This is a genomic window from Nocardioides sp. Z22_16 (assembly GCF_058134365.1).
Window position 1 is genome coordinate 476,000 of the sequence record NZ_JBYTTI010000002.1, and the last position, 11,771, is coordinate 487,770.

The 11,771-nt window shown below is 72.1% G+C and carries 8 protein-coding genes; 7 read left to right on the top strand and 1 reads right to left on the bottom strand.

The window, feature by feature from the left end:
* Window positions 1–46 precede the first annotated feature (46 nt).
* The 7 genes from AC3X7R_RS06580 (at window position 47) to AC3X7R_RS06610 (ending at window position 9,673) form a co-directional block, all read left to right on the top strand.
* Window positions 47–1,153 carry a GuaB3 family IMP dehydrogenase-related protein gene (locus AC3X7R_RS06580; RefSeq protein ID WP_489964770.1) on the top strand — a complete coding sequence of 369 codons (1,107 nt, stop codon included), beginning with the start codon at window positions 47–49 and terminating at the stop codon, window positions 1,151–1,153.
* Window positions 1,154–1,189: 36 nt separating this feature from the next.
* Complete coding sequence (locus AC3X7R_RS06585; RefSeq protein ID WP_489964771.1) at window positions 1,190–2,917, top strand: glycerol-3-phosphate dehydrogenase/oxidase; 1,728 nt, start codon at window positions 1,190–1,192, stop codon at window positions 2,915–2,917.
* Between the two features lie 51 nt (window positions 2,918–2,968).
* Window positions 2,969–4,582: a succinic semialdehyde dehydrogenase gene (locus AC3X7R_RS06590; protein ID WP_489964772.1), complete on the top strand. Its 1,614-nt coding sequence runs from the start codon at window positions 2,969–2,971 to the stop codon at window positions 4,580–4,582.
* Window positions 4,582–6,339, top strand: a complete 1,758-nt coding sequence (locus AC3X7R_RS06595; protein ID WP_489964773.1) for a GMC oxidoreductase — start codon at window positions 4,582–4,584, stop codon at window positions 6,337–6,339. The genes AC3X7R_RS06590 and AC3X7R_RS06595 overlap by 1 nt, the downstream gene beginning before the upstream one ends.
* A gap of 192 nt (window positions 6,340–6,531) precedes the next feature.
* Complete coding sequence (gene guaA, locus AC3X7R_RS06600) at window positions 6,532–8,124, top strand: glutamine-hydrolyzing GMP synthase (protein WP_489964774.1); 1,593 nt, start codon at window positions 6,532–6,534, stop codon at window positions 8,122–8,124.
* A 20-nt stretch (window positions 8,125–8,144) separates the two neighbouring features.
* Complete coding sequence (locus tag AC3X7R_RS06605; RefSeq protein ID WP_489964775.1) at window positions 8,145–8,654, top strand: hypothetical protein; 510 nt, start codon at window positions 8,145–8,147, stop codon at window positions 8,652–8,654.
* On the top strand, window positions 8,651–9,673 hold the full coding sequence (locus AC3X7R_RS06610; protein ID WP_489964776.1) for a substrate-binding domain-containing protein: 1,023 nt from the start codon (window positions 8,651–8,653) through the stop codon (window positions 9,671–9,673). Before AC3X7R_RS06605 ends, AC3X7R_RS06610 begins: the two co-directional genes overlap by 4 nt.
* Here the strand turns inward: AC3X7R_RS06610 and AC3X7R_RS06615 are convergent.
* Window positions 9,639–11,723, bottom strand: a complete 2,085-nt coding sequence (locus tag AC3X7R_RS06615) for an MMPL family transporter (protein ID WP_489964777.1) — start codon at window positions 11,721–11,723, stop codon at window positions 9,639–9,641. The two genes, AC3X7R_RS06610 and AC3X7R_RS06615, sit on opposite strands and share 35 nt — an antisense overlap.
* Window positions 11,724–11,771: the final 48 nt, after the last annotated feature.

The following is an 11,771-nucleotide window of genomic DNA, read 5'->3' on the forward strand; positions in this document are numbered from 1 at the left end:
GCGTGCCCGTGCACACCCGTGACCTGCTCGTGAAAGGCTGCACCCCGTGACCGAGATCGAGATCGGCAAGAACAAGCGCGCCCGGCGCGCCTACGCCTTCGACGACGTGGCCATCGTCCCGTCGCGTCGCACCCGCGACCCCGAGGAGGTGAGCGTGGCCTGGCAGATCGACGCCTACCGCTTCGACCTGCCGGTGCTCGCGGCCCCCATGGACTCGGTGATGTCGCCGGAGACGGCGATCGCCTTCGGGCGCCTCGGTGGTCTGGGGGTGCTCAACCTCGAGGGGCTCTGGACCCGCTACGAGGACCCCTCGCCGCTGCTGGAGGAGGTCTCCTCCCTGCGGGGCGTGGACGCGACCGCGCGCATGCAGGAGATCTACGCCGAGCCGGTGAAGGCCGAGCTGATCAGCGCCCGCCTCCACCAGATGCGTGACGCGGGGGTGACGGTGGCCGGCTCGCTCTCCCCGCAGCGCACCAAGGAGTTCGCCAAGACGGTGGTCGACGCCGGCGTCGACATGTTCGTCATCCGGGGCACCACCGTCTCGGCCGAGCACGTCTCCAGCCAGGCCGAGCCGCTCAACCTCAAGGAGTTCATCTACGAGCTCGACGTGCCGGTCGTGGTGGGGGGCTGCGCCACCTACCAGGCCGCGCTGCACCTGATGCGCACCGGCGCCGCCGGGGTGCTGGTGGGCTTCGGCGGGGGCGCGGCGCACACCACCCGCACCGTGCTGGGGATCGCCGTCCCGATGGCCAGCGCGGTGGCCGACGTCGCCGCGGCGCGCCGCGACTACCTCGACGAGTCGGGCGGGCGCTACGTGCACGTCATCGCCGACGGGTCGATCGGCCGTTCCGGCGACGTGGCCAAGGCGATCGCCTGCGGCGCCGACGCGGTGATGATCGGCTCGCCGCTGGCCCGTGCCTCCGACGCACCGGGCCGCGGGTTCCACTGGGGCACCGAGGCGCACCACGCCGAGCTCCCGCGCGGCCAGCGGGTCGGGTTCGAGCCCGTCGGGACGCTGGAGGAGATCCTCTTCGGTCCCTCGCACGTGGCCGACGGCACGATGAACCTGATCGGCGCGCTCAAGCGGTCGATGGCGACCACCGGCTACACCGAGCTCAAGGAGTTCCAGCGGGTCGAGGTCGTCCTCGGCTAGGACGGCCCGGCACCAGCCATCGGGCAGAATCGAGACATGACGACGCCGATCGCCCTGAACCCCGCCTCGCGGGCCGCCGCTCTCGAGGCGATGCAGTCCGGGGAGCTCGACGTCCTGGTGGTCGGCGGCGGCATCGTCGGGGTCGGCGCCGCCCTCGACGCGGTGACCCGGGGGCTGAGCACCGCTCTGATCGAGCAGCGCGACCTGGCCAGCGGGACGAGCAGCCGCAGCAGCAAGCTGGTGCACGGCGGCTTGCGCTACCTGGAGATGCTCGACTTCGCCCTGGTCCGGGAGGCCCTGGAGGAGCGGGGCCTGCTGCTGACCCGGCTCGCCCCCCACCTGGTTCGCCCGGTGCCCTTCCTCTACCCGCTGCGACACGCGTGGGAGCGGCCCTACGTGGGCGCCGGGGTGGCGCTCTACGACGGCATGGCGATGGCCGGCAAGTACGACATGGGAGTGCCCAAGCACAAGCACCTCTTCCGCAAGCAGCTCGCCCGGATGGCCCCCGACATCAGGACCGACGACCTGCACGGCGCGATCCGCTACTACGACTGCCAGGTCGACGACGCCCGGCTGGTGATGACCGTGGCACGGACCGCGGCCAACAACGGCGCCCACGTGGCCACCCGCACCAAGGTGACCGGCTTCCTGCGCGAGGGGGACCGGGTGGTCGGCGTGACGGCGCGGGACCTGGAGAACGGCGTCGACCTGGAGGTCCGGGCCAAGCGGGTGATCAACGCCGCGGGCGTGTGGACCGACCAGATCCAGGAGATGATGGGCGGCGAGGGCTCGCTCGACGTGGACGCCTCCAAGGGCATCCACGTCGTGGTGCCCAAGGACCGGATCCGGTCGGAGTGCGGCTTCATCACCAAGACCGAGAAGTCCGTGCTCTTCGTCATCCCCTGGGGCGCCTACTGGATCATCGGCACCACCGACACGCCGTGGGACCTGGACCTGGCGCACCCGGCGGCGAGCCGCACCGACATCACCTACCTGCTCGAGCACATCAACCGGCTGCTCAAGGTGCCGTTGGACCTCGAGGACGTGGTGGGGGTCTACGCCGGCCTGCGCCCGCTCCTCAAGCCGCTGCGCAAGGTCGGCGCCGAGGCCGAGACGACCAAGCTCTCGCGCGAGCACACCACGATCTGCCCGGTCCCCGGTCTGGTGCTGATCGCCGGCGGCAAGCTGACCACCTACCGGGTGATGGGCAAGGACGCGGTCGACGTCGCCTTCGAGGGTGTCGACGGGGTGCTGCCGAGCATCACCGACCGGGTGCCGCTGGTGGGGGCGTACGGCTTCGAGACGCGGACCAACCAGCGGGTCGCCCTGGCCAGGGCCTCGGGCCTGGACGTGGGTCGGGTCGACCACCTGCTCGGTCGTTACGGGGGACTGGTCGACGAGGTGCTGGCCCTGGTCGAGCAGCGTCCCGAGCTCGGCCGGCCGCTGGGCCAGGCGCCCGGCTACCTGGCCGCCGAGGTGGTCTACGCGGTGACCCACGAGGGTGCGCGGCACCTCGACGACGTGCTCACCCGGCGCACCCGGATCTCCATCGAGACCTTCGACCGCGGCGTGCTCGTGGCGCGCGAGGCGGCGGAGCTGATGGCCGGGGAGCTGGGCTGGGACGCGGCGGCGACCGACTCGGAGGTCGACCACTACCTGCGCCGGGTGGAGGCGGAGCGACAGAGCCAGCTGATGGCCACCGACCAGGAGGCCGACGAGGCCCGGGTGCGGGCGCCCGAGATCGTGACCGCCCCGCCGGACTGAGCTGACTACTGCGGGGTAGCAGCGGAGACCTGGGTCACATACGCTCAGGACATGACTGCCAGCTCCTCCCGTGGCCCGCTCACCGACGGCCCCCGCGACCCCGAGCACGACCCGAGCGCCAGCTGGGCCCTGGAGCCCGACTACGTCGCCCGCCTGACGGCGCGGGTCGCCGCCTCGGGGTCGCAGACGCACGAGGTGCGGTCCCCGCTGGACGACGCGCCGCTCGCCCACCTGCCGCAGAGCAGCCCCGAGGACGTCGAGCGGGCGGTCGCCCGGGCGCGACGGGCCCAGGAGTCGTGGTCACGCACCCCGCTCGCCGAGCGGGCGCGGATGCTGCTGCGTCTCCACGACCTCGTGCTCGACCGGCAGGACGAGATCACCGAGCTCATCTGCCTGGAGTCGGGCAAGGCCCGCAAGGACGCCTTCCTCGAGGTCGCCCACGTGGCGATGACGGCGCGCTACTACGCCCGCACCGGCGCCTCCCACCTCTCCACACGGCGGGTCCCCGGCATGTTCCCGGTGCTGACCCGGGTCGACGTCAACCGGATCCCGAAGGGCGTCGTCGGCATCATCTCGCCGTGGAACTACCCCTTCACCCTGGCCCTGTGCGACGGCCTCCCGGCTCTGATGGCCGGCAACGCGGTGGTCGCCAAGCCCGACGCGCAGACCACGCTGACGGCCCTGCTCGGCCTCGAGCTGCTCGAGGCCGCGGGGTTCCCGGTCGGTCTCTGGCAGGTCGTGGCCGGCCAGGGTGCCGAGGTCGGCACCCCGCTGATCGCCGGCGTCGACTACCTCTGCTTCACCGGCTCCACCGCGACCGGCAAGGTGATTGCGCGGCAGTGCGCGGAGCGGCTGATCGGCTGCTCCCTCGAGCTGGGCGGCAAGAACCCGATGCTGGTGCTGCGTGACGCCCAGGTGGAGCGCGCCGCCGACGGTGCGGTCCGGGGCGCCTTCTCCAACTCCGGTCAGCTCTGCATCTCGATGGAGCGGATGTACGTCGCCGACCAGGTCTACGACCGGTTCGTCGACCGGTTCGTGGCGCGCACCGAGGCGCTGGCCCTCGGGGCCAGCACCGACTGGGAGGTGGACATGGGGACGCTGATCAGTGCCCGCCAGCTCGAGGCGGTCACCGCCCACGTCGAGGACGCCGTCGCCAAGGGGGCGCGGGTGCTGACCGGGGGGAGGGCCCGTCCCGATCTCGGCCCCCACTACTACGAGCCGACCGTGCTGGAGGGCGTCACCCCCGACATGGCCTGCTTCGGCACCGAGACCTTCGGTCCCGTCGTCTCCCTCTACCGCTTCCACGACGAGGCGGACGCCGTCTCCCGGGCCAACCAGGGCAGCTACGGGCTCAACGCCTCGGTCTACACCGCCGACGGCGCGCGGGGGCGCGAGATCGCCCGGCACCTGCGCTGCGGCACCGTCAACGTGAACGAGCCGTACGGTGCCGCCTTCGGCACGGTGGGCGCGCCGATGGGCGGCATGCGGGAGTCGGGTCTCGGCAGGCGGCAGGGGGCCGAGGGGATCCTGCGCTACACCGAGACCCAGTCCGTCGGCACCCAGCGCGGGCTGCCGATCCGTCCGCCGGCGGGGATGTCGGAGGAGGCCTACGCCCGGATGATGACCGTCAGCCTGCGGCTGCTCAACCGGCTCGGCCGCGCCTGATGGGGCGCAGTCGCCCCAGGACCCCCACCCACTACGACGTCCTGGTCATCGGGTCCGGGTTCGGGGGCTCGGTCAGCGCGCTGAGACTCTCGGAGAAGGGCTACCGCGTCGGCGTGCTGGAGGCCGGCGCCCGGTTCGCCGACGCCGACTTCGCCCCGACCTCCTTCGACCTCAAGCGCTACCTCTTCATGCCCGGCGCCGGGCTCTACGGCATCCAGCGCATCGACCTGCTCAAGGACTGCCTGATCCTCGCCGGGGCGGGCGTGGGTGGCGGCTCCCTGGTCTACGCCAACACGCTCTACGAGCCGCTCGACGCGTTCTACCGCGACCCGTCGTGGGCGCACATCACCGACTGGCGGGCCGAGCTGGCGCCGTACTACGACCAGGCCAAGCGGATGCTGGGCGTGGTGGAGAACCCGCTGCGCACCCCGTCGGACGCCGTGATGCAGCGGGTGGCCGAGAAGATGGGCGTGGGGGAGACCTTCCACCCCACGCCGGTCGGCGTCTTCTTCGGCGGTCCGGGCCAGGCGCCCGGCGAGACGGTCGAGGACCCCTACTTCGGGGGAGCCGGCCCGGCCCGCACCACCTGCCTCGGGTGCGGTGAGTGCATGACGGGGTGCCGTCACAACGCCAAGAACACCCTGGTCAAGAACTACCTCCACCTGGCCGAGCGGCTCGGCGCGGTGGTCCACCCCCTGACCACCGTGACGCGGGTGCGGCCGCGCCCGGGGGGCGGCTACACCGTGCAGGCGCGGTGGACCAAGGCCAAGCTGTCGCGCCGCACCGCGGTCAAGGAGTTCACCTGCGACCAGGTCGTCTTCTCCGCCGCCGCGCTGGGCACCCAGAAGCTGCTGCACAAGCTGAAGGGCGAGGGTGACCTGCCGCACGTCTCGGACCGGCTGGGCGTGCTGGCGCGGACCAACTCCGAGGCGATCCTCGGGGCGCTCGCGCCCGACCTGGCCACCGACTACAGCCAGGGCGTGGCCATCACCTCCTCCTTCCACCCCGACGAGCACACCCACATCGAGCCGGTGCGCTACGGCAAGGGCAGCAACGTGATGGCGCTGCTGCAGACGGTGCTGGCCGATCCGGTGCCCGGGCGGTCCCGGATCGGGATCTGGCTGCGGGAGGTGTGGCGGGAGCGGGCCAACGCCCTCGACCTCTACGACTTCAAGCACTGGTCGGAGCGCTCGGTGATCGCGCTGGTGATGCAGACCCTGGACAACTCGATCACCACCGTCCGGGTGCGCACGCCCTTCGGCTGGCGGATGTCGAGCAGGCAGGGGCACGGCGAGCCGAACCCGACCTACATCCCCCAGGCCTACGAGGCGGCCCGCCGGATGGCGGAGGAGATCGGGGGGACGCCGGGCGGCAACATCGGCGAGCCCTTCGAGAGGCCGCTGACCGCGCACTTCATCGGGGGCTGCACCATCGGCGACTCCCCGGAGACCGGGGTGATCGACCCCTACCAGCGGCTCTACGGGCACCCGGGGCTGCACGTCGTGGACGGGTCGGCCATCTCGGCCAACCTCGGCGTCAACCCCTCGCTGACCATCACCGCCCAGGCCGAGCGTGCGATGGCGCTGTGGCCCAACAAGGGCGAGGCGGACCCCCGGCCCGCGCTGGGCGAGGGCTACCGCCCGGTCCAGCCGGTCCGGCCGCGCAACCCCGCGGTGCCGCAGACCGCGCCCGCCGCGCTGCGGCTGCCGATCGTCCAGGTGACGGGCGCGTCCCGCCAGACGGTCGTCGGGAAATAGTCGCAAAGCGCGCGCGGAACTTGGAGCGGTAGGGCATCGTTGTCATCAAGTGCAGGCCCGGCACTCCCTCCCATGACGCCGGGTCGACGTCCAGGTCCTCTCCAGGTACGTGGACGATCAGGGCTCGACCACTCCCTCCCCGGTCGGGCCCTGGTGCATGTGCGGGCTCGGTCGCCTCGATAGAGTGCGAGCATGACTGCGCCCGCTGAGCACGACCTGGTCCTGGTGGTCGACTTCGGGGCACAGTACGCCCAGCTGATCGCGCGTCGGGTGCGCGAGGCGCGGGTGTACTCCGAGATCGTGCCGCACACCATGCCGGTCTCGGAGATGCTGGCCCGCAAGCCCGCCGCCATCATCCTCTCCGGCGGCCCGTCCAGCGTCTACGCCGACGGTGCGCCCGGCCTGGACCCCTCCCTCTTCGACGCGGGGGTCCCGACCTTCGGCATGTGCTACGGCTTCCAGCTGATGGCCAGCGGTCTCGGGGGGGAGGTGGCCCACACCGGCGCCCGGGAGTACGGCCGGACGCCGGTCCAGGTGGTCGAGCCCGGCACCCTCCTCGCGGAGATCCCGGTCCAGCACAACGTCTGGATGTCGCACGGAGACTCGGTGCAGGCCGCCCCGGACGGCTTCACCGTGCTGGCCTCGACCGACGTCACCCCGGTCGCGGCCTTCGAGGACACCGAGCGCCGGCTCGCCGGCGTCCAGTGGCACCCGGAGGTGCTCCACTCAGAGCACGGCCAGAAGGTGCTCGAGCACTTCCTCCACCAGATCGCCGGCTGCCGCCCCACCTGGACGATGGTCAACATCGTCGAGGAGCAGATCGAGCGGATCCGCGAGCAGGTCGGGGAGTCCGGCCGCGCCATCTGCGGCCTGTCGGGGGGCGTCGACTCCGCCGTCGCCGCGGCGCTGGTCCAGCGCGCGATCGGCGACCGGCTCGACTGCGTCTTCGTCGACCACGGGCTGCTGCGCAAGGGCGAGGCCGAGCAGGTGGAGCGCGACTTCGTCGCCGCCACCGGGGTCAAGCTCCACGTGGTCGACGCCGAGGAGCGGTTCATCTCCGCGCTGGCCGGGGTCACCGACCCGGAGGAGAAGCGCAAGATCATCGGGCGCGAGTTCATCCGGGTCTTCGAGGCGGCCGAGGCCGAGGTGCTCGCCGGCAAGATCGAGCAGAGCGCCGTCGACTCGGGCGCCAAGGTGGCCTTCCTGGTCCAGGGCACGCTCTATCCCGACGTGGTCGAGTCCGGTGGGGGCGCCGGAACCTCCAACATCAAGTCCCACCACAACGTGGGCGGTCTCCCCGACGACCTCGAGTTCGAGCTCATCGAGCCGCTGCGCACCCTCTTCAAGGACGAGGTCCGCCTGGTCGGGGAGCAGCTCGGCCTGCCGGCCGAGATCGTCTGGCGCCAGCCCTTCCCCGGGCCAGGTCTGGGGATCCGGATCATCGGCGAGGTGACCCGGGAGCGGCTGGAGCTGCTCCGCGAGGCGGACGCCATCGCCCGGGAGGAGCTCACCCGTGCCGGGCTCGACCGTGACATCTGGCAGATGCCGGTGGTGCTCCTGGCCGACGTCCGCTCCGTCGGCGTGCAGGGGGACGGTCGCACCTACGGCCACCCCGTGGTGCTGCGCCCGGTGACGTCGGAGGATGCGATGACCGCGGACTGGGCCAGGCTGCCCTACGACGTGCTGGAGCGGATCTCGACCCGGATCACCAACGAGGTCGCCGAGGTCAACCGGGTCACGGTCGACATCACGTCGAAGCCGCCGGGCACCATCGAGTGGGAGTGACTCGTGACGGAGGGGGACGCATGAGGAGTCGTGCCGTGGGGGCGGCGCTCGTGACGGCGGTGCTCGCCGCCGGGTGCAGCGCCTCGTCGCAGACGTCGGAGGACGACGCGAAGGAGGCGACCGAGGTCACCTGCGAGCTCGAGGGCTCCTCGCCCGGCCGCGCCACGGTGGCGGTGGGCGAGGACGCCTTCACCGTGACCTGGGAGGGCTTCCCCGTGCCCTCGCGGGACGGCTTCCACTACTCCGTGCTGCTGGCCGACGACGAGGAGACCCTGGCCCAGCTCAGCCTGCGCTACTACGACGGTGAGCTGGACGAGCAGAGCCTGGAGCTGCTCGCCGGGAAGTACCAGAAGACCGTGGTGGAGACCGCGCCGGAGGTGGACGGCGACCGGATCGTCGCGGTCTTCCCCACGGGCGACGGCGCGCCCGCTGCCGCCGAGGTGACCCGGTGGAGCGCCGCCGCCTACAGCAGGGACCTCAAGACCGCGGGGAAGTGCCCGCAGGACGACCCCTTCCTGCCGTTCCCGTGACCACTCCCCGGCGCGGGATCGCGCTCGCCCTCTGCCTCGTCCTCGCGACGGCGCTCTCGGCCTGCGTGAAGCCCGACCGTGCGGTGGTCGCGCTGCTGCTGGCCTCCACCCAGGCGGAGCGCTGGGAGGAGATCGACGAGCCGGTCTTCCGCGCCCGGGTCGAGGAGACGTGCCGGGGGTGCGACTACCTGACCTACAACGCCGACCAGGACCCCGCCCGCCAGGAGGCCCAGCTCGCGGAGGCCCTGGAGGCGGGGGCGGACGTCATCGTGCTCAACGCGGTCGACTCCGAGTCCGGCGAGCGGATGGTGCTGGAGGCGGGCGACGTGGAGGTGGTCGCCTACGACCGCTACGTGGCGGGGGCGGACTGGTTCGTCTCGGTCGACCCGGCCGTGATCGGCACCCAGATGGCCGAGGCGGTGGTGGACGCCGTCGGACGCCGGGCCGAGGTCCTCGTGGTCAACGGCGGTCAGGGCGACTCCAACGCCGCGGCGATCCGGCGCGCGGTGGGGGAGGTCTTCGACAAGGCCAGGGTCCGGGTGGTCGACGAGCTCTCCCCGCTCACCTGGAGCGCCGAGGAGGCGAGCGAGTTCATCGCCTCGAGGGGGCGTCGGATGCGGGGGATCGACGCGGTGGTGGCAGCCAACGACACCCAGGCCGGCGGGGTGGCCGCCGCCCTGAGCGAGCTGGACCTCCGGGGCAGCGGCCCCTTCCTCACCGGCCAGGACGGACAGCTCGACGCAGTCCACCGGTTGGTCGCCGGGGAGCAGGGGATGACGGTCTACAAGCCGATCCCGGCCCTGGCCAGGCAGGCCGCCGACCTGTCCGTCAGCCTGCTGTCGGGCTCGGAGGTGACCGGCGCCGTGGAGTACGAGGGGGTCCCGTCCTTCCTCCTCGAGCCGCTGCCGGTGACGGGCGCGACCATCGCGCCCACCGTGGTCCGGGACGGCGTCTACGACCTCGACCAGGTGTGCCCGCCCGAGCTCATGCGTCGGTGCGAGGAGCTGGCCCTGCGCTGACCTGGGCCGGCGCGGGCGAACCGGGCCACCAGATCCGGTCACCCAGGTCCAGGTTGATCGCGGTCACCAGCACCGAGCGGACCACCATGGTGTCGAGGATGACGCCGAGGGCCACCGCCAGCCCGAGCTCGGCCAGGAAGACCACCGGGATCGTGCCGAGAACCGCGAACGTGGCGGCCAGCACCAGCCCGGCGGAGGTGATCACGCCGCCGGTCGAGCTGAGCGCGACCAGCGAGCCCGCCCGGGTGCCCAGGGTCTGGGTCTCCTCGCGCACCCGGGTCATCAGGAAGATGTTGTAGTCGATGCCGAGGGCGACGAGGAAGACGAACGCGAAGAGCGGGAACGACGGGTCGGAGCCCGCGAATCCCAGGACGTACTCGAAGACGAGCGCCGAGATGCCCAGGGCGGCGCCGAAGGAGAGGACGACCGTCCCCACCAGGATCAGCGGGGAGACGAGGGCCCGGAGCAGCACCACGAGGATCAGGAAGACCACCAGCAGGATGGTCGGGATGATCACCACGTTGTCCCGGCTCGAGGCATCCCTGGTGTCCAGCAGGAAGGCGGAGCCGCCACCCACCAGGGCGTCGGCGCCGGGAACGGCATGGGTCGCGGCCCGCACGTCCTCCACGGCCGCGAACGCCTCCGGGGAGGCGACGTCGTGCGGGACGACCGCCTCCACGAACGCGACGTCCCCCTGGACGACCGGCTCGGAGGGGGTCTCCAGCCCCTCGATCCCCGACATCGCCTGGCGCACCGCCGCCCCCTGCTCGGCGTTCGCCACCACCTGGACGGTGTTGGACCGGTCGATGAGCCCGTGCTCCTCGAGCTCCTGCTGACCGGTGATCGAGCTGAACTCCTGGGTGTAGGACTCCTCGGTGGAGAGCCCGCCCGTGTCCAGCCTGAACAGGCCGAGGCAGGCGATGCCGAGGAGCGCGGCGGTGACCGTCCAGACCGCGCGCGGACGCGGGGCGATGGCCCGCCCCACCCGCGCCCAGATCCCCGACGTCGTCGCCTCGGCGGAGTCGTAGGTCGGCCTCCGGGGCCAGAAGACCCAGCGCCCGCAGACCACGAGCAGGGCCGGGAGCAGCGTCACCTGGACCACCAAGGTGACCGCGATGCCGATGGCGGCGACGGGGCCGAGCCCGGCGGTGGAGTTCATCTGGGCGAGCAGCAGGCACAGCATGCCCAGGATCACGGTCGCGGCGCTGGCCAGGATCGCCGGTGCCGCGCGGTGCAGGGCGTACGCCATCGCCTCGTGCCGGTCCTCGTGACGGCGCAGCTCCTCCCGGTAGCGCGCGACGAGGAGGAGCGCGTAGTCGGTCCCGGCGCCGATCACCAGGATGGTGAGGATGGCGTAGCTCTGTCCGTTGACGGTGAGGTCGGCGTACCTGGCCAGGAAGTAGATCAGGGCCTGGGAGCCGAAGAGCGCCACCCCGGCGCAGACGATCGGCAGGATCCAGAGCACCGGGCTGCGGTAGGTGAGCAGCAGGATGACGACCACGACCGTGAGCGTCGAGAAGAGCAGGGTGGTGTCGATCCCGCCGAAGGCCTCCGCGGAGTCGGCCGCCTGCCCACCGGGTCCCGCGACGTAGACGTCCACCCCCTCCAGGTCGGCGATCGAACGCAGCTCGTCGGCCACGTCCGGCATCCGGTTCCAGCCCTCGGACCCGAGGTCGAAGGTCACGAGCGTCTGCATGGCCTCGCCGTCGGTGGAGGGGAGGGGGCCGACCACCTCGCCCACCACGCCGTCGAGCCCGGCGAGCTCCTCCGCGTCCGCGGTGGCCGCGGCGACGTCCTGGGCGGTGAGGCCTTCCGCCCGGGAGTAGACCACCACGGTGGGGATCGCGTCCGGGTCCTGGAAGGCCTGGAGCCTCGTCAGGGCGCGGGTCGACTCGGCGCTGTCGGGCAGCCACGAGCTCGCCTCGTTGTTCTGCTCGTCGACCAGCTTGGCGGCGAAGACCGAGGAGCCCACGGTGATGCCGAGCCACAGGGCCACCACGAGCCACTTGGTGACGGGGCCGGTCAGCCGGCCGGCGATCTGACGGTTCATCCCTCCAGTGGAGCACCGGCGACCCCTGACGCGCATCGGGGTTTTCCC